Annotated in this window: 15 protein-coding genes; 10 read left to right on the forward strand and 5 right to left on the reverse strand. The window is 69.4% G+C overall.

Annotated features, from left to right (window positions below):
• Window positions 1-83: 83 nt before the first annotated feature.
• Window positions 84-1,091, reverse strand: a complete 1,008-nt coding sequence (locus tag MU407_RS06675) for a LacI family DNA-binding transcriptional regulator (protein WP_246956322.1) — start codon at window positions 1,089-1,091, stop codon at window positions 84-86.
• Between the two features lie 159 nt (window positions 1,092-1,250).
• Between MU407_RS06675 and MU407_RS06680 the strand changes: the two genes are divergently transcribed.
• The 6 genes from MU407_RS06680 to MU407_RS06705 all read left to right on the forward strand — a co-directional run bounded on the left by MU407_RS06680 (window position 1,251) and on the right by MU407_RS06705 (window position 10,371).
• A complete protein-coding gene (locus MU407_RS06680; protein ID WP_246956324.1) occupies window positions 1,251-2,546 on the forward strand; it encodes an extracellular solute-binding protein in 1,296 nt (431 codons plus the stop codon).
• Between the two features lie 104 nt (window positions 2,547-2,650).
• Window positions 2,651-4,231 (forward strand): ABC transporter permease subunit, encoded by a 1,581-nt coding sequence (locus MU407_RS06685; RefSeq protein ID WP_246956326.1) that lies wholly within the window; start codon window positions 2,651-2,653, stop codon window positions 4,229-4,231.
• Between the two features lie 19 nt (window positions 4,232-4,250).
• The gene (locus tag MU407_RS06690) at window positions 4,251-5,147 is read left to right on the forward strand and encodes a sugar ABC transporter permease (protein ID WP_246956328.1); all 897 of its coding nucleotides are present in this window, start codon (window positions 4,251-4,253) and stop codon (window positions 5,145-5,147) included.
• A gap of 120 nt (window positions 5,148-5,267) precedes the next feature.
• A complete protein-coding gene (locus MU407_RS06695) occupies window positions 5,268-7,232 on the forward strand; it encodes a glycoside hydrolase family 13 protein (RefSeq protein WP_246956330.1) in 1,965 nt (654 codons plus the stop codon).
• 84 nt (window positions 7,233-7,316) lie between these two features.
• A complete protein-coding gene (locus tag MU407_RS06700) occupies window positions 7,317-8,999 on the forward strand; it encodes a glycoside hydrolase family 13 protein (RefSeq protein ID WP_246956332.1) in 1,683 nt (560 codons plus the stop codon).
• 94 nt (window positions 9,000-9,093) lie between these two features.
• On the forward strand, window positions 9,094-10,371 hold the full coding sequence (locus MU407_RS06705) for a carboxylate--amine ligase (protein ID WP_102236435.1): 1,278 nt from the start codon (window positions 9,094-9,096) through the stop codon (window positions 10,369-10,371).
• Between the two features lie 43 nt (window positions 10,372-10,414).
• On the opposite strand, the gene MU407_RS06710 is transcribed toward MU407_RS06705, so the two are convergent.
• Together MU407_RS06710 and MU407_RS06715 are read right to left on the reverse strand one after the other, a co-directional pair.
• Window positions 10,415-11,353, reverse strand: coding sequence for a hypothetical protein (locus tag MU407_RS06710; protein ID WP_102236436.1), 939 nt, complete (start codon window positions 11,351-11,353; stop codon window positions 10,415-10,417).
• Window positions 11,353-11,931 carry a GNAT family N-acetyltransferase gene (locus MU407_RS06715; protein WP_102236437.1) on the reverse strand — a complete coding sequence of 193 codons (579 nt, stop codon included), beginning with the start codon at window positions 11,929-11,931 and terminating at the stop codon, window positions 11,353-11,355. The genes MU407_RS06710 and MU407_RS06715 overlap by 1 nt, the downstream gene beginning before the upstream one ends.
• A gap of 142 nt (window positions 11,932-12,073) precedes the next feature.
• On the opposite strand from MU407_RS06715, the gene MU407_RS06720 reads away from it, so the two are divergent.
• The 4 genes from MU407_RS06720 (at window position 12,074) to MU407_RS06735 (ending at window position 16,027) form a co-directional block, all read left to right on the forward strand.
• Window positions 12,074-12,556 carry a YbhB/YbcL family Raf kinase inhibitor-like protein gene (locus tag MU407_RS06720; RefSeq protein ID WP_102236438.1) on the forward strand — a complete coding sequence of 161 codons (483 nt, stop codon included), beginning with the start codon at window positions 12,074-12,076 and terminating at the stop codon, window positions 12,554-12,556.
• Between the two features lie 198 nt (window positions 12,557-12,754).
• Window positions 12,755-14,002 (forward strand): glycosyltransferase, encoded by a 1,248-nt coding sequence (locus MU407_RS06725; RefSeq protein ID WP_102236565.1) that lies wholly within the window; start codon window positions 12,755-12,757, stop codon window positions 14,000-14,002.
• Window positions 14,003-14,064: 62 nt separating this feature from the next.
• On the forward strand, window positions 14,065-14,775 hold the full coding sequence (locus MU407_RS14460) for a TVP38/TMEM64 family protein (RefSeq protein WP_246956334.1): 711 nt from the start codon (window positions 14,065-14,067) through the stop codon (window positions 14,773-14,775).
• 22 nt (window positions 14,776-14,797) lie between these two features.
• Window positions 14,798-16,027 (forward strand): glycosyltransferase, encoded by a 1,230-nt coding sequence (locus MU407_RS06735; RefSeq protein WP_246956336.1) that lies wholly within the window; start codon window positions 14,798-14,800, stop codon window positions 16,025-16,027.
• 21 nt (window positions 16,028-16,048) lie between these two features.
• Here the strand turns inward: MU407_RS06735 and MU407_RS06740 are convergent, their stop codons facing one another.
• Together MU407_RS06740 and MU407_RS06745 are read right to left on the reverse strand one after the other, a co-directional pair.
• On the reverse strand, window positions 16,049-16,489 hold the full coding sequence (locus MU407_RS06740; RefSeq protein ID WP_348648017.1) for a helix-turn-helix transcriptional regulator: 441 nt from the start codon (window positions 16,487-16,489) through the stop codon (window positions 16,049-16,051).
• Between the two features lie 11 nt (window positions 16,490-16,500).
• Window positions 16,501-17,520, reverse strand: a complete 1,020-nt coding sequence (locus MU407_RS06745; RefSeq protein ID WP_246956337.1) for a DnaJ C-terminal domain-containing protein — start codon at window positions 17,518-17,520, stop codon at window positions 16,501-16,503.
• Between the last annotated feature and the right edge of the window lie 313 nt (window positions 17,521-17,833).

Here is a 17,833-nt window from a genome sequence, read left to right on the forward strand (position 1 = left end):
ATGCTAACCGGCCCGCCGCTCACCCCTCTCACCGGGCGCCCCAGCATTTCCCGCCCTGTGGTGGCCGTCCGGCCCGAAGACGCTCAGGACGCGCCCCCGGGGGCGGCTGCGGTGGAACCGCGCACCACGAGCTGGGGACGGAACACCACCTCGGTACGGGAGGGCCGACGGGATGCCTCCCCTCCCTTGAGCGCAGTGCGCACGGCGGCCCGGGCGATCGTGCCCACGGCCTGCCGCACCGTCGTCAGAGGCGGGTCGGTCAGAGCCGCCCAGAAGACATCGTCGTACCCCACCACGGAGACATCTCGCGGTACCGCGAGCCCCAGGGAGCGCACTCCCTCGAGGGCGCCGGCGGCCATGACATCGGAGCCGCAGATGATCGCACTCACCCCGCGGTCCACGAGGTCACGGGCCGCCTCGTAGCCGCCGGCATAGGAGAAGTCGGTGAAGGCGACCGGCTGGGGCTCGCTCCCCCAGTCGGCGGTGGCCTGTTCGAAGGCACGCAGCTTCTGGCGCACGGGGAACGTGTGCTCATCACCCACTGCAAGGCCCACCCGACGATGCCCGAGTTCCTGCAGATGAGTGAGCACCACGCCGATCGCGTGCCCATCGTCACTGGAGAGGAATGCGGCCTCGAGCTCTTCGCGCACGCCGTTGACGAGCACGAGCGGCAGCCCGGCCTCGGTCACCTCGCGGTAGTGATCCAGCGGCGCGCGCTCCTGGGCGTGGTGGCCGGAGACAACAATGATGGCGCTCACCCCAGCCCGCAGGAACCGCTGCAAGATCTCTTGCTCTCTTTCCACGGTCCTTGCACGGAAGGCGACCAGGATCGCGGCCCCGCGCTCGAACAGCTCGACCTCCAGACGCTCCACCCACGAGGCGAACACCTGGTTGTCGAGGTCCGGCACCAGCACTCCGACCACCGGCGCCGAGGGCGCCTCGAGCGCCTCGACACTGCGCCCCAGCTTCCGGGCGGCATCGATCACGGTGCGGCGGGTTCCCTCGTTGACACCCGGTTTCCCGTTCAGCACACGGGAAACGGTCGCTTCGCTGACACCGGCCTCGGCGGCGATGTCGATCAGACGAGCCATGCGTCCAGCCTCTCAAGCCCACAGCATCCTCACTGTGGCCCAATCGATACCTGCAAGATCTTGCTGATTCTTGCACAGTTGCGCTCGAAAGGTCTACTCTTAGCCTCACACCGAGCACCGCCACCGAGGCCGGACGCTCCACGATTCATAGGAGAAGACGTGCAGATTCGACGGAAGAGTTTCCTCGCCCTCAGCGGTGCCGCCGCGGGGGCAGCCCTCCTGGCCGCATGCGGCGGGGATGACAGCACCACCGGGACCGACGGCACGGGCGAGGCCGGCGGCGCGAGCGATGGCGGCGGCGAGGGTGAGGGCGGCGCCCCGGCCCGCGCGGACGCCGACCTCGTGATCTGGACCGATGAGGTCAAGGCCGGGGCTCTCGAGGAGCCCGCCATGAAGTGGGGCGAGGAGAACGGCCTCTCCGTGGCCGTGCAGATCGTCGCTAAGGACCTCCAAAACAACTTCATCACCGCCAACCAGGCCGGCAACGGCCCGGACATGATCGTGGCCGCCCACGACTGGATCGGCAACCTGGTCCAGAACGGCTCGATCTCCCCCGTGCAGCTGCCCGGCAACGCCACCGAGGGCATCGCCCCCATCGGCATGACCGCGGTGACCTACGACGGCCAGACCTACGGCGTCCCCTACGCCGTGGAGACCCTCGTGCTCTACTCCAACAAGGAGCTGACCGACGTCGCGGAGCCGAAGACCGTCGAGGAAATGGTCGAGGCCGCGAAGGCCGGCGGCGCCGAGCATGTGCTGGCCCTCCCCGTCGGCGAGCAGGGCGACGCCTACCACATGGAGCCCTTCTACACCTCCGCCGGCGGCTACCTGTTCGGCAAGGACGACGAGGGCAACTCGGACCCCAGCGACGTGGGCGTGGGCCAGGAAGGCTCCATCGCCGCGGCCGAGAAGATCGGCGAGCTGGGCGAGCAGGGCGTGCTGAAGACCTCCATCTCGGGCGACAACTCGATCTCGCTGTTCACCGACGGCAAGGCCGCCTACCTCATCTCCGGCCCCTGGGCGCTGGCGGACATCCGCACCGCCGAGATCGACTTCGGCATGACCGCGGTCCCGGGCTTCGAGGGCATGGACAAGGCAGTCCCCTTCGCCGGCGTCAACGCGTTCTACGTCGCCGCCGGCGGCAAGAACCCCGGCAACGCGCAGAGCTTCGCGAGCGCCGTGGCCACCGACCCCTCGATCGTCGAGGCGATGTTCGCCAAGAACGAGCTGCCCCCGGTGAACCTGGAGCTGCAGGACTCGATGTCCGGTGAGTACCCGGAGATCATCAAGATCGCCCAGTTCGCCGAGGGCGCGGACCCGATGCCGGCCATTCCCGAGATGGCCGCGATCTGGGGCCCGCTCGGGCTCGCCTACGCCAACATCGTGAGCGGCGCCGACCCGGAGAAGACCATCACCTCCGCAGGTGATGAGATCACAGGCGCCATCGGCGGCTGATCCCGCCGGGGGCGGGGCCCGACGGTGACCGTCGTGCCCCGCCCCCGCTGCCATCTGCAAACCCCTCCCTCCTCCGTGCCCTTGTCCTGAAAGGCAGCGTCGCCATGACCTCGACCTCTGCGCCTGCGCACCGCGATCGCCGTTCCACCACTGCGTCGCTGCTGGTGCGTGTGCTGTTCCTCGGCGCCGTGCTGGCCATCACCGCGTTCGCGATCCCCGTGATGCTCCAGCTGCAGCAGTGGATGTGGCTGATCGTCACCGTGCTCGCCGCGGTGACGATCTTCGTGCTCTACTCCACCAAGCGGTTCGTGCCCGGGAAGTACCTGTTCCCCGGCACGTTCTTCCTGGTGGTCTTCCTTATCACGCCGATCATCCTGACCATCGGCTACTCCTTCACGAACTTCGGTGACGGCACCCGCGGATCCAAGGAGCAGGCGATCAACTCGATCATCGCCAACTCCGTGCAGCAGACGGATGACTCCACCTGGTACAACCTGTCGGTCGCCACCCAGGGTGATCCGGTCGAGGGGCCGTTCACCCTGTTCCTGGTCGATCCTGAGGACGGCACCATCTTCAAGGGCGATGAGGAGACCGCACTCGAGGAGGTTCCCGCCGGGGAGGTCACGGTCGCCGGTGACCGCGTCACCGAGGCCGAGGGGTACGAAATCCTCGACGCCCGCCAGATCAACGACGCCTACGATGCGATCCAGCAGGTCGCCGTGCCGATCGACGACAGCAGTGCGGTGCGCGTGCAGGGCACCAATCAGGCCTTCGAGGGCACCACGGTGCTCAGCTACGACGAGGCCACGGACACCATCACGAACTCCTCCACGGGTGACACCTACACCGTCGGGAAGGTCGGCAACAGCGAGTATTTCGTGGACGCAGACGGCAAGCGGGCCTTCAGTCAGTCCTGGCTGCAGAACGTGGGGCTGTCCAACTACGAGCGGCTGTTCACCAACGCGAACATCGCCAAGCAGTTCGGCGCCGCGTTCCTGTGGACTCTCGTGTTCGCGATCGGCTCGGTGGGGCTGACCTTCATCGTCGGCTTCGGCCTCGCGCTCGTGCTCAACGACGAGCGGATGAAGGGGCGACGTCTGTACCGCTCGATCCTGTTGATGCCCTACGCGGTCCCGGGCTTCATCTCCCTGTTGGTGTGGTCGAACTTCTACAACCGCGACTTCGGCCTGATCAACGAGACGCTGGGGCTGAGCCTGAACTGGATGGGCGATCCCACGCTCGCCAAGGTCGCGGTGCTGCTGACGAATCTATGGATGGGCTTCCCGTACATGTTCATCGTCTCCACCGGTGCGCTGCAGTCGATCCCCAGCGATGTCATGGAGGCCGCGCGCATGGACGGCGCGAGCCGCCTGCAGACCACCGTGAAGGTGGTGACCCCACTGCTGCTGGTGGCGGTGGCCCCGCTGCTGGTGGCCTCGTTCGCCTTCAACTTCAACAACTTCAACGCGATCCAGCTGCTCACCGAGGGCGGGCCGTTCCTGCCGGGCGAGTACACGCGCGGCGGCACGGACATCCTGATCTCGATGATCTACCGCATCGCCTTCGGCGGATCCGGTGCCGACTTCGGCTTCGCCTCCGCGGTCTCCGTGGCGCTGTTCGTCCTCACGGGCATCATCGCCGCGATCCAGTTCCGCTTCACCAACGTCCTCGAAGACGTCAACTGAGAGGTCAGGAGAGCATCCCATGAGCACCCCCGTCGCACCCTCTGTGACTACACAGCGCAAGATGCCCTTCGGCCGCTGGATGGCCGAGGTGGGCTGGCGTCACCTCGTCGGCATCGCCGCCGTGGTCTTCGCCGTCTTCCCGATCCTGTTCGTCATCTCCGCATCGCTGAATCCGCTGGGCACCGTGTCCTCCTCGGGTCTGCTGCCCCGCGCCTTCAGCCTCACCCACTACCAGTCGTTGCTGGCCGGCGAGCGCGGGCCCTTCGTGCGGTGGTACATCAACACGATGGTCGTCTGCGGCATCGTGGCCGTGGTGCAGGTGTTCCTGTCCACCCTGGCCGCCTACGCCTTCAGCCGCTTCCGCTTCACCGGGCGCCGCATTGGCCTGCTGTCGCTGCTGCTGATCATGATGTTCCCCGCGATCCTGTCGATGATCGCCGTGTACACGATGATCTCCGGCCTGGGGCAGATCTTCCCCTTCCTGGGATTGAACTCCCTGCCGGGCTACATCGTGGTGCTGCTGGGCGGCTCGCTGGGCCAGGTGTGGCTGATCAAGGGCTTCTTCGACACCGTGCCCAAGGAGCTGGACGAGGCCGCGATCATCGACGGCTGCACCCATTGGCAGGTGTTCACCAAGATCCTGCTGCCCACGCTGACCCCGATCCTCGCCACCACGGTGCTGCTGGCGCTGGTCGGCGTGCTCAGCGAGTTCCTGCTGGGCTCGATCTTCCTCACCGCCGATGAGAAGAAGACCCTCGCCGTGGGCCTGTACGGCCTGCTGCAGGGAGACCGCTCGAACAACCTGGGCGTCTTCGCCGCCGGCTCCGTGATGATCATGATCCCGGTGATCATCCTGTACCAGTTCCTGCAGCGCTACATCGTGGGCGGCTCCACCGCCGGTGCGGTGAAGGGCTGATCGACCGCGCATCGCGCCGATGCCGGGTTCCGCCCGGCATCGGCGCGATCGTCTGTCCCGCCGCCGACGCTCTCCCCGTCGTTTCCTGTGCTTTCGTCCTCCGACCCGTTGGGAGCCTCCATGACCCGCATCGAGCACGATCCCCTTGCCGTCCCTGCCCTGGAGCGGCCGCTGCATGATGAGGGGCCGCTGTTCGTCCCCCGTCCACCGCACGGGATCGGCGATGCGGTGCAACTGCGGGTGTGGGTCCCGGATGCCTGGCCGCTCACCCACGTGGCCCTGCGCACCCTGGTCGATGCGGAGATCACCACCGCACAGCTGAGGGCCGAGGAGCCGGTGGCCGGAGGCCGCTGGTGGTCCACGACGGTGACCACGGTGAACCCGGTGCAGCCCTACCGTTTCGCGCTCATCGGCCCCGGTGATGCCGAGCGCGGCATCCCCACCTACGCGTGGCTGACCGCCGCGGGGATCTACCCCTGGGACGTCGGGGACACGACGGACTTCCGCCTGGTCTCCCATGCGCCTGCCCCGGAGTGGGTGGATGACGCCGTGGTGTATCAGATCTTCCCGGACCGCTTCGCCCGCTCCGCCGCCGCGCCGGTGGATGAGCAGGGGCGTCCGGCCGGGGAGCTGCCCGCCTGGGCGCTCCCGATGCCATGGGACACCCCCGCGGAGGAGGACGGGCTGCGCAACGGCGAGCAGCTGTACGGCGGTGACCTCGACGGCGTGATCGAGCACCTGGACCACATCCAGTCCCTCGGCGCGACCGTCGTGTACCTGACCCCGGTGTTCCCGGCCGGCTCGGCGCACCGCTACGACGCCACAACCTTCGACCGGGTGGACTCGGTGCTCGGCGGGGATGCGGCGCTCGTGCGACTGTCCCAGGCGCTGCATGAGCGCGGCATGCGGCTCATGCTGGACCTCACCACGAACCACACCGGCGTCACCCATGAGTGGTTCATCGCCGCGCAGGCCGATGCCACTAGCCCCGAGGCCGGGTTCTACACCTTCCACGAGCACCCCGATCGCTTCCGCTGCTGGCTCGGCGTGCCGTCCCTGCCTTCGCTCGATCACTCGAGCGCGGAGCTCAGTCGGCGCCTGCTCGAGGGCCCGGACTCCGTGGTCGGGAAGTACCTCGCCGAGCCCTTCGCAGCCGATGGCTGGCGGATCGACGTGGCCCATATGACCGGCCGCAACGGCACCCAGGACCTCGCCCACGACGTTGCCCGTCGGATCCGCGCCACCATGGCGCAGATGGACGCCGCAACCGGCCGCTCCACCTGGCTGCTGGCCGAGCACAACCATGACGCGAGCGGGGACCTGGCCGGGGACGGCTGGCACGGAACCATGAACTACACCGGCTTCACACGGCCGCTGTGGGCGTGGCTGAGTGACCCCGCGCAGGAGCTGAACTGGCTGGGTCTGCCGATAACGATCCCGCACGTGCCCGGCTGGGCGGCGGCCCACACGCTGCGCGACTACACCGCGCAGCTCTCCTTCCCCGCCCGCAAGCATTCGCAGAACCAGCTGTCCAGCCACGACACCCCGCGCACCCGCTCGGTGGTGGGTGAGCGCGGCAAGCACCTGGTGGCGCTCGTCGCGCAGGCCACGTTGCCGGGGGTGCCCACCGTGTTCGCGGGCGATGAGCTGGGGCTGCCCGGTCTGAACGGCGAGCATGCCCGCCAGCCGATGCCCTGGCGTACCATCGAGCAGCTCGAGCAGGGCCAGCCGGTGGACGCCCCGGCCGGCTCAGTGGGAGCGCAGGTGGATCCGCAGATCCTCCGCGCCCTACGGGAGCTGCTAGCCCTGCGCGCAGCCCATCCGGCGCTGCGCCGCGGCGGCGTGCAGTGGCTGCATGCAAGCGCCGAGGCGATCGTGTACCTGCGCACCCATGACCTCGGCAGCGTGCTCGTGCACCTGGCGCGCTCCGCCCACCCGGCGATCGAGCTGGACCTCGCGGCCCTGCCCGGCATCACCGGCAGCCGCATGCTGGATCAGCGCGGCGGCGCGCACGCCACCGCCCGCGGCGCCACCCTCACCCTGGGGGCCGAGGCAGCCGGTGCCACCGTGCATCTGCTGAGCTGACAGCCCCCGTCGGCCCCTCCCCCGCCGACACCAACCCCTGACCCTATGAACCCCTTGGACCGACGAGAGGAAGTACCGGACACCATGATCTCCCCGCAGCCCACCGCATCCGCCGCCCACGAGGCTTCCGCCACCCCCGCCTGGTGGCGCGATGCCGTGGTCTACCAGGTGTATCCGCGCTCCTTCGCAGACAGCAACGGCGATGGCATGGGGGATCTGCCGGGCATCACCGCGCGCCTGCCCTACATCGCGAGCCTTGGCGTGGACGCGATCTGGCTGTCCCCCTTCTACCCCTCCCCGCAGCACGACGGCGGCTATGACGTCTCCGACTACACGGACGTGGACCCGCGCTTCGGGTCCCTCGCCGACGCCGATGCACTCATCGCCCGTGCCCATGAGCTGGGGCTGAAGGTCATCGTGGACATCGTCCCGAACCACTCCTCGAGCGAGCATGAGCTGTTCCAGGCCGCCCTGGCTGCCGGTCCTGGCTCCCCCGAACGGGATATGTACGTCTTCGCCGAGGGGAAGGGCGAGCACGGCGAGCTGCCGCCGAACAACTGGACGTCGATCTTCCACGGCGAGGCGTGGACCCGTATCACCGAGCCGGATGGCACGCCCGGCCAGTGGTACCTGCACCTGTTCGACACCACCCAGCCGGACTGGAACTGGGAGAACCCGGCGGTCCACGAGCTGTTCGAGAGGGTCCTGCGGTTCTGGCTGGATCGCGGGGCCGACGGGTTCCGCGTGGACGTCGCCCACGGGATGGTCAAGCCCGAGGGTCTGCCCGATGCGCAGGTCAACTCCGAAGGCCTGATCGACATCCCCGAGGGCGAGGTGCCGATCTACTTCGACAACGACGGCGTGGTGGACATCTACCGCCAGTGGCGCCCAATCCTGGACTCCTATGAGGGCGACCGGATGATGGTGCTCGAGGCATGGATCCCCGAGCACCGCCTGCCGCAGTACATCGGCCAAGACCGCGCGCACCAGTCCTTCAACTTCGGGTTCCTCCAGGCCCGCTGGGGCGTGGAGACCATGCGCCGCGCGATCGAGAAGCCGCTCGCGCTGGCCGATGCGGTGGACTCCCCCACCACCTGGGTGCTGTCCAACCACGACGTGATCCGCCACGCCACCCGCTACGGATTCGCCCCCGACCACCGCTTCGGGGAGGGCCTCTCGCGCGAGGAGGTGCCGGATGCGGAGCTCGGGCTGCTGCGCGCTCGCGCCGCGAGCCTGCTCATGCTGGCTCTGCCCGGCAGCGCCTACCTGTACCAGGGCGAGGAGCTGGGGCTGCCGGAGGTGGCCGACATCCCTGACGAGCTGCGAGAGGACCCCGCCCACCACCGCGCGGGCGTGCCCGGCCGCGACGGCTGCCGGGTGCCGCTGCCATGGCAGCAGGACGCCCCGGCCTTCGGTTTCTCCCCCACCGGAGAGTCGTGGCTGCCGCAGCCGGAGGTGTTCGGGCAGCTCGCCGCCGATGCGCAGGAGGGCGTGGAGGGCTCCACGCTCGAGCTGTACCGCACCGCGATCCGTCTGCGCTCCGAGCTGGGGCTGGGCCGCCCCACCGCGCCGCTGGCCTTCCTCGAGGACCTGCCTGCGCCGGTGCTGGGCCTCACCCGCGGTGACGTGGTAGTGCTGGTCAACACCGGCGAGGAGGACCTGGAGCTGCCCACGCACCTGCGCGAGGCCGAGCTGCTGGTGGCCTCCGCCCCGTCGGCACCCGGGACGCTGCCGGCCGACACCACGCTGTGGCTGCGGCGCCGATGACAGGACCGGACATGCCGCGCTGCGGCACTACCATCGGAGCGAAGCCGCCGCAGCCGACACCGGCCGAAGCGCCCACCGCCCGAGAGGACCGCCGATGACCCCGACCACCACGTCCCCCCATAGCGCCCGCCCCACGACCGGGGTGGATCTGGTGCTGCTGGGCGGGGACATCGGCATCTACGCCCTGGCCCGCGCCTTCCATGAGCGCTACGGCATCACCTCCACGGTGATCACCCGCAAGGTGGCCGGTCCCGTCGCGGACTCCTCGATCCTGCGCACTGTGGAGCTGGGCATGGAGGCCAGCGAGGCGCAGATGCTCGCCGCGCTGCTGGAGGAGGGCCGCAACAAGGCCTCCCGCCCGGATGCGGCGCGTCCCATCCTGCTGGCCAACGCCGACTTCCTGGTCACACTGCTGGCGCGGCACCGCCGAGAGCTCGCCGAGTTCTACCACCTCCCGCTGCTGGGCGATGAGGTGCTCGCCGCGGTGGCGGACAAGGCGGAGTTCACGCGGCTGTGCACCGAGATCGATGTGCCGACCCCGCGCACCGAAGTGCTGGACTTCTCCCCCGGCACCGCCCCGGAGGTTCCGGCCGAGCTGGATCTGGGCTGGCCGCTGGTGGCGAAGGCGTCCCGCTCCTCGGCGTACAACGCGGTCTCCTTCCCCGGCAAGCGCAAGGTCTTCGAGATCCATGACCGCGCCGAGCTGGAGGAGCTGGTACAGACCTTGACGGCGGCCGGTTACCGCGACCGTTTCGTGCTGCAGGAGATGATCCCCGGGGACGACACCTGCATGCTCTCGGTCACCGCCTACGTGGACTCCCGCGGAGAGGTGACGATGCTGGGCGGTGCGCAGGTGCTGCTCGAGGAGCACACCCCGGGGGCCCTCGGGAACCCCGCGGCGATGTTCACCACCGAGCTGCCGGACGTGTTCGACCAGTCGGTGCGGTTCCTCGAGCACACCGGGTACCGGGGCTTCGCGAACTTCGACGTGAAGGTGGATCCGCGCGATGGGGTGGCGAAGTTCTTCGAGGTCAACCCGCGCATCGGCCGCAACAACTACTACATGACCGCGGCGGGCGCGAACGTCGCCGAGCCCGTGGTGGCGGACCTCATCGAGCGCACGGAGCATCCCCGGTCCATGCCGCATCAGGAGGTGCTGTATTCGATCGTGCCGTGGTCCCTGCTGCGGCGCTATATCGTCGATGCCGATCTGCGTGCCCGGGTGCGCGCGATCGGCAAGCAGCGCACCGTCCACCCCCTGGCCTATTCGGTGGAGGGCATGAAGCGTCGACTCTATGTGGCAGCGGCGATGGCGAACCAGATCAAGAAGTTCCTGCAGCACTACCCGCGGCCGACGACCGACGGGTTCTGAGGCGGCGGATCGGCGAGATCAGCCGGTCCGCCGAGCCGCGCAGTCATCTGGTCTGCGACGTGGCATCCTCACCGGTCTCGCCCGCTGGATCCTCCAGAGAGCGGCAGGAGTCCTTCAGCAGCTGGAGACGGCCGGCCTCGTTGAGGTCCTCGACGCGCAGAATCTGATCCGTCTGCGCGAACCTCTCCCAGTCGAGCTCCAGCTCGGCCTCGCGCCACAGCACATCGAACTCGTCCAGCAGCAGCTCATGCAGGTGGCTAGAGCGGTGCAGCTCGTAGGTGAAGAAGTCGTTCGCGGTGATCTTGCCGTGGTGACGGTCGTCGTTGTGCATGTACGGACCGGTGACGATGACGTCGTCGACCTTGTACGTGTCGTTGAACAGGGGCCGGTCTAGAAAACGCACCTGCGCATCCGGCCGCGCGCGGCCAGAGCTGCCATCGACGATGGCGCGCAGCACATTCAAGTAGTTGCTCACCACGCGCTCGTGATCGCCGTAGACGAGGCGGAAGGACTCGGCCCAGGGCGGCACGACGAGCAGCCGGACTGATGCGCCACGCTCCACCGCCTGCTCAATGTGCGGTCGCAGCTCTGCGGTCAGCAGGTGACGGTAGCCCACCGCCCAGAAGGTCTGGGAGCACGTGGCGAGCAGATCCTGCAGCAGGGCGGACTTGTCGAAATGCAGATTGGAGATGCCGAGCTTCTCGATCCCCTCCAGGAACAGGTCATTCTCATGCTGCCGGAATTTCACGAAGGTCTCTGCGGCGAGCACGAGGACCGAGGCCATGAGCGATGTCGCGATCGCCAGCCACAGATTCGCCCCGAACCCCTCATCATCCTGGGAGTTCAGGTACGCGATGACCGACACGGCAGTGAGCACGCTTAGCGCCAACAGGGCGTAGACGTTGGACTGCAGGTGGTAGGCGCTGATGCGCTCCAGCAGAGGGAGACGTTCGCGCCCCAGTCGGCGTCGGCGGCGCACCATTACGCGTCCTCCTCGCGCACGAGGTACAGGGTGTCCAGGCCGGGTCCCCGATCATCGACCAGGCGCTCGAGGACCCGGAATCCCAGCTGGTCCAGCAGAGCGAGGTGTCCATCGTTCGTGGACCAGGTGCGCGTGGCCACCAGGCGATCGGCCAGCTGCGCCGCGTGGAGCATCACGGCATACAGCGCCCGCGATATTCCGCGCCGACGATGCGGAGGATCCACCACGAGGGTGGTGATGTACCAGCAGGGAGCATCGAACCCCTGGACCGGCAGCTCATAGTCCGGTCGAAAACTCATGAAGGCGATGACTGCGCCCTGCTCATCCCGGACGAGCAGGAACTGCTGCTCGCGCATGCTCGCGAAGTATTCACGCGGCCCCTCGGGGGCAGTCCGCAGGCGGGTCGGATCCGGCTCCGAGAGCTCCTGCACGGTGCTTGATTCTCGCGCGGACAGCGGGGGGATGAACTCACCGTCGGCGGCGTGCAGCAAGCGCCACACCTCCCCGACGTCTGCATCATGCAGCGGAAAGGGGCCCTCGATCGCATCGGCCCAGTGAGACGGTGACGCCTGTGTCATGCACAGGACTCTACCGCCGCCAGGTGCCACGTCATGGCGCTGCACGGGGTCACGGCGCTGCAAGGAGTCACGGCCCGGCACGAGTTATGGCGCTGCAGGCGAGCGCTCGACATCACCGCGGCGCCTGCCTAGGGTGACCGGTATGACGCAGAGCACCTTCACCCTGACCTCCGCCGCGACCCCTGACGGCTCCGTGGTGGCCCCGCAGCAGCTGGTCGCCTCCCAGGGCGGCGAGAATCTCTCCCCGGACCTGACGTGGGAGGGCGCCCCAGAGGGCACGAAGTCCTTCGCGGTCACCTGCTATGACCCCGATGCGCCGACGGGCTCCGGCTTCTGGCACTGGATCGCCTGGGATATCCCGGCCTCCACCACCTCCCTGCCGGTCGGCGTGGCCCGTGACGAGGCATCCCTCCAGCAGGCGGTTAATGACTTCGGCAACCCCGGATACGACGGTCCCGAGCCCCCGCCCGGGCCCTCGCACCGGTACGTCTTCACCGTGCATGCCCTGCCGGTGGAGTCCCTCGAGGCGGACCCGTCGGCCCCGCATGTGCAGACCCGGTTCGCGATCTTCACTCAAGCGCTCGCGTCTGCCTCCTTCACCGCCCACTATCAGGTGAAGAGCTGACGCACCAGAGGGAAAAACTCCACGACCCCTCGGGCGCGCCCCATCGGCCCCGCTCAACAGGGCTCGTAGTCTCGGAGCATGGCTCTGTGGACTTTCCGCCGCCGCGCGTCCGCTCGCGGATCAGACCTGGGTAGCACCGAGGTCATCCGTTCGGCGGACGCGCGAGGCGCCGGGGGGTGCGAGGCTCGGGGTGTGAACATGATCCGTCTGCGGACCCCGGCCCGTACCGCCGCCGAGACCGAGCGCCCCCTGCGGGTGCTCATCACCACCGACTGGTGGGAGCCGGTGGTCAACGGCGTGGTGGCCTCCGTCCTGACGCTGCGCCGGGAGCTGCTGGCACTGGGCTGCGATGTGCGCGTGCTGACTCTGGCTGAAGGATTCCGCACCCACCATGAGCCCGGGGTGTACCGCATCGGCTCGGTGAGCGCGGGCATGGTGTACGACCGCGCCCGGATCGGTATGCCGGCCAATCGTCGGGTGCTGCAGGACATCCTGGCCTGGGGGCCGGACGTGGTGCATTCGCAGTGCGAATTCTCCACCTACATGTGGGCCCGGAAGATCTCGCGGATGCTCGCGGTGCCGCTCGTGCACACGTACCACACGATCTACGAGGACTACACGCACTACTACTCCCCCAGCCGCACCGTCGGCCGCAAGGTCGTCGCCTCCTTCTCCCGTCGCATCCTGGCCGGCTGCGATGCCGTGGTGGTGCCCACCGCGAAGGTCTCGCGCCTGCTGACCGGCTACGGGGTGCGTCGGCCGATCCACGTGGTGCCCACCGGGCTGGATCTCACGCGTTTCCGCCCCGCTCAGAGCCGTCTCGAACAGGCCGATGTGCAGCTGCTGCGTGAACGCGCCGGCGTGAGGCCGGATCAGCGGATGCTGGTGTCGGTGTGCCGCCTGGCCAAAGAGAAGAACCTCGACGAGGTGCTCGAGATGGTTGCAGCCTGCGGACGCGAGGACGTGGTGCTCGTGCTGGTGGGCGATGGGCCGCACCGCGCTGAGCTTGAGGCGCATGCCCGAGCGCTCGGCATCGCCGAGAGGGTGCGGTTCATGGGCGTGGTGGATCCCAGCCAGGTGCAGCGCTGGTACCGCGCCGGTGACGTGTTCGTCTCCGCATCCCGCTCCGAGACCCAAGGGCTGACGTTCATCGAGGCCCTCGCCTGCGGCACCCCGCTGCTGTGCCACCGCGACCCGTCGATCGACCAGGTGGTGCTCGATGGTCGCACCGGCTGGCAGTACGAAGACCCCGAGGAGTTCGCGGCCCTGCTGGGCAACCTCCTGGATGATCCCCACCGTCACGCCGCGATGAGCGCCGCCGCGATCGAGCATGCCCGTGCCACCTGCGGCGCGCAGCAGTTCGCGCGCTCGGTGATGGAGGTGTACGGGCAGGTGCGGCGGCGCCGCTCCCGCCGCGTCATCGCGCGAACGGCGATGGTCGCGTGAGCGCCGTGAGCGATCCGGTGCGCCCGGCGGCGGGGCTTCCCCGCCGCGAACGTGCCGGGAGCGTGCGAGTCAGCCGCCTCGGATCCGACGGCACCCGGGCAGGACGCCCGTCGGCCCGCGATGCGGACGATGTACGGGCCGAGACTCCCGCAACCGCTGCTCGCGCCGACGAGTCGCATACCGCGCGACGCCGCGACCCGCTGGCGATCGCCGCCCGGCTGTCCCCGCTGCTGGGGCTCGCGGTGAGCATCGGCCTGGTGTGGTGGGGGCTGGACAGCGGGGTGCTGCGCTCGCTCGCGAACCTGCAGGCCTTCATCGATTCCCTGGGGGCCTGGGGGCCGATCGTGTTCCTCATCGTCTCCGCCGCGGCGGTGGTGTTCCCGATCGTGCCCGGCGGGCTGCTGGTGATCGCCGGCCCGGTGCTGTTCGGGGCGATCGAGGGCACCGTGTACAACTACATTGCGGTCTGTGCGGGCTCGCTGCTGAACTTCCTCATCGCCCGCCACGTGGGGCTCGCGCTGATCGAACGGATCTTCCCCGCCCGCCTGGTGGACAAGTACCTGGGCTGGACTCGCAGCCCCCATTTCACGCGGGCCTTCGCGATCGCGATCGTGCTGCCCGTGGCTCCCGATGATCTGCTGTGCTACCTCGCCGGCACCACCCGCATGCGTTGGGGCACCTATGTGGCGATCATCCTGCTGGGCAAACCGTGGGCGCTGGTCGCCTACGGGCTAGGGATCTCCACGGTGCTGCTGCAGCTGGTGCCATGGTGACCCCCGGGAAGGAGACACGCTGATGTTCCAGCGCAGCCGACAGGCGCGCCGCCCCCGCCGCCGCGGGGGTCTGCTCTCCATGCCGCAGGATCACCGCACGCAGGAGAACCCCTCGCAGCGCGAGCCGGGCGAGGCTCCCGACGCGCCGGATCCGCACGAGGCGCCCAGGGGGCAGCGTCTGCGGGTGCTGATGCCGACGGGACTTGCGAGCCTGGCCCGCGAATCCGGGATCGGCGCGGCGATCCGCCATCAGCGCCAGGCGGTTCAGTCCCTCGGCCACGAGGTCGTGACCAGCCCCTTCGCACCCTTCGATGTGGTGCACCTGAACACCCCGTTCCCGGATACGGCACTGCTGGCCCACTGGGCGCGGCTGCGCCGTCGTCCCGTACTCATGTGGGCGCACTCCACGGAAGAGGACTTCCGCGACTCCTTCCCCGGGGCGAATGCGATAGCCCCGTGGTTCCGTCGCTGGATCGCGCACCTGTACCGCCTGGGCGATCACGTGCTGACCCCGTCGGCCTATGCGAAGTCCCTGATCTCCCGGCCCGTCTACGGCATCCGCGCCCCGATCTCCGTGCTGTCCAACGGCGTGGACACCACGTTCTTCCGCCCCGACCCGAGCGCGCGGGCCCGCCTGCGCGAGACGCTCGGCCTGCCGCAGGAGGCACCGGTGGTGGTGAGCGTCGGCATGCAGCTGGTGCGCAAGGGCATCGTGGACTGGGTGGAGGTGGCCCGGCGGATGCCGGAGGTGACCTTCGTGTGGTTCGGCCGCACCGATGAGCGTCTGCTGACCGCCGAGGTGCGCCGCGCTCTGGCTGCCGCGCCCAGCAATTGCCGCTTCCCCGGGTACGTGGGGGCGCAGCAGCTGCGGGAGGCGTACTGCGGCGCGGATGCGTTCTGCTTCCTCACCAAGGAGGAGACTGAGGGCATCGTGCTGTGGGAGGCGCTCGCGTGCGGCGCCCCGACCCTGGTGCGCGCTATCCCGATCTATCAGCAGATGGTGCCCGACGGGGTGCTCACCCACCAGGTCGCCGGGGACGATCCGGACTTCCCGCGCCGCGCCGCAGAGCATCTGCGTGCCCTGCTGGACGGGCAGCTGCCGGACCTCACAGCCGCCGGGCGGAGCGCCGCGGAGGGGGTGGATCTGGGGGCGGTCGCCCAGCAGCTGCAGCAGATCTATGCCGCGGCCGGGGTGCGGCCGCATCTGCGGCGTCGCGGACGTCGTCGGCCCGGGGGCATCGGGCGCCGCTGAGGGGTTCACCAGGAGGGGCGTTCACCAGGAGCGATTGCGCGGCCGCCACACGACCAGGGCGTTGGAGCTCTCGCGGCGCCGCGGCCGCTCACCGCGGCGCAGGGCGCTGATCTCGCCGTCAGCATCGGCGGCGAACACCCGGCGCTGCGCGGGGGTCATGCGATCCAGGGCGTGCTGGACGGCGGTCAGCTGCTCGCGCAGCGCCCCCACCTCATCCTGCAGCTCGAGGATCCGCTTGATGCCGGCGAGGTTGACACCGTCCTCCTGCGAGAGGGCCTGGATCTCGCGCAGCCGAGCGATATCCCGGGCGCTGTAGCGGCGGCCCCGACCGCGGGTGCGGTCCGGCACCACCAGGCCCAGGCGGTCATACTGCCGCAGGGTCTGGGGGTGCATGCCGGACAGCTCCGCGGCCACGGAGATGACGAACACCGGGGCGCGCTCATCGATCCGATGGGGACTCACAGCTCACTTCCTCAGCGTGCGGCGGCCTGAGCGAGACCGGCCCGCGGGTCCTCCCCGGCGAGTGCCTCGCGCAGATCCTCGACGGCCTGCTTGGCCTTGCCCTCCACATGGCTGGGCACAGCCACCTCGATGGTGACCAGCAGGTCGCCGGTGCGTTTAGTGGTCTTCAGGCCCTTGCCGCGCACGCGCAGGGTGCGCCCCGACGGAGTGCCGGCGGGAACCTTGAGGGTCACCGTGCCGCCCTCGAGCAGGGGCACGGACAGGGTGGTGCCGAGCACCGCTTCGTCGAAGGACACCGGCACGGTGATGCGCAGGTTCGCCCCGTCGGCGCTCCACACCGGATGCTCGGTCACGTCCAGGGTCAGCAGCAGGTCCCCGGCGGGGCCGCCGCTGTGACCCGGGCGACCCTTGCCACGCAGGCGGATCTTCTGCCCATCGTGCACCCCGGCCGGGATGCGGGTGGTGATGGACTTGCCGTCCACGCTCAGGCGCACCTCGGTGCCGAGCGCTGCGTCGCGGAAGCTCAGCGTGGTGCGGGCCGTGATGTCCTGCCCGGCAGTCGGGCCACCGAATCCGCCCGCGCCGCCGAAACCACCGCCGGAGGAGCTGAAGCCTCCCCCGCCAGCGCCGCCGAACATCTTCAGCAGGTCATCGAGGTCCGGCTGGGCCCCGCCCCCACCGGGGGCTCGGGTGTAGTGCTGCTGCCGCCCAGCGCCGCCGAACATCGAGGAGAAGATGTCCTCGAAGCCGCTGGCGCCCGGGCCGCCCTGACCGGCGGAGAAGCGAGCGCCGCCGGCGCCCATGGCGCGGATCGCGTCGTACTGCTGACGCTGCTCGGGGTCGTTGAGAACCGCGTAGGCCTCGCCGATCTCCTTGAACCGGTCCTCGGCCTGCGGGTCGTCGGGATGCTTATCGGGGTGGTGCTGCTTGGCCTTCTTGCGATAGGCCTTCTTGATCTCCTGCGCGCTCGCGTCCTTGGAGACGCCGAGGACCGCGTAGAAGTCCTTGTCGAGCCAGTCCTGTCCGGACATACGCGTCTCCTTTCAAGAGGGGAACTTCTGCGCCCTGACGGGCGGATGGTGAACGGAGGCGGGGGGCCCCCGCCCCCCCCGGGGGGGGGGGGGGGCCCCCCGGGGGGGGGGGGGGGGGGGCGGGGGCCCGCGGGGGCGGGGGGGCCGGGGGCGGCGGGGGGGGGGGCGCCCGGGGGCCACTGGGGTTTGGCGGCATCGGTGGAGGGGGGTTCTTCCCGGCCGGCGGTGCGGCGGTGGTCGGACCCCCCTCGGAGGGCGACGGCGGGGGGGTTGTCGGAGAGATCGGGGTCCCCGCCGTTCACCGCAACACCTT

The organism is Brachybacterium sp. Marseille-Q7125 (genome assembly GCF_023062615.1).
In the GTDB taxonomy this organism is placed as follows: Bacteria; Actinomycetota; Actinomycetes; order Actinomycetales; family Dermabacteraceae; genus Brachybacterium.

What these genes read in the sequence shown, in the direction of transcription:
- MU407_RS06705 (WP_102236435.1), top strand. Translation starts at nt 9,094, where the DNA reads ATGACCCCGACCACCACGTCCCCCCATAGCGCCCGCCCCACGACCGGG.
- MU407_RS06690 (WP_246956328.1), top strand. Translation starts at nt 4,251, where the DNA reads ATGAGCACCCCCGTCGCACCCTCTGTGACTACACAGCGCAAGATGCCC.
- MU407_RS06700 (WP_246956332.1), top strand. Translation starts at nt 7,317, where the DNA reads ATGATCTCCCCGCAGCCCACCGCATCCGCCGCCCACGAGGCTTCCGCC.
- MU407_RS06695 (WP_246956330.1), top strand. Translation starts at nt 5,268, where the DNA reads ATGACCCGCATCGAGCACGATCCCCTTGCCGTCCCTGCCCTGGAGCGG.
- MU407_RS06675 (WP_246956322.1), bottom strand. Translation starts at nt 1,091, where the DNA reads ATGGCTCGTCTGATCGACATCGCCGCCGAGGCCGGTGTCAGCGAAGCG.
- MU407_RS06685 (WP_246956326.1), top strand. Translation starts at nt 2,651, where the DNA reads ATGACCTCGACCTCTGCGCCTGCGCACCGCGATCGCCGTTCCACCACT.
- MU407_RS06735 (WP_246956336.1), top strand. Translation starts at nt 14,798, where the DNA reads ATGTTCCAGCGCAGCCGACAGGCGCGCCGCCCCCGCCGCCGCGGGGGT.
- MU407_RS06715 (WP_102236437.1), bottom strand. Translation starts at nt 11,931, where the DNA reads ATGACACAGGCGTCACCGTCTCACTGGGCCGATGCGATCGAGGGCCCC.
- MU407_RS06720 (WP_102236438.1), top strand. Translation starts at nt 12,074, where the DNA reads ATGACGCAGAGCACCTTCACCCTGACCTCCGCCGCGACCCCTGACGGC.
- MU407_RS06745 (WP_246956337.1), bottom strand. Translation starts at nt 17,520, where the DNA reads ATGTCCGGACAGGACTGGCTCGACAAGGACTTCTACGCGGTCCTCGGC.
- MU407_RS06710 (WP_102236436.1), bottom strand. Translation starts at nt 11,353, where the DNA reads ATGGTGCGCCGCCGACGCCGACTGGGGCGCGAACGTCTCCCTCTGCTG.
- MU407_RS06725 (WP_102236565.1), top strand. Translation starts at nt 12,755, where the DNA reads ATGATCCGTCTGCGGACCCCGGCCCGTACCGCCGCCGAGACCGAGCGC.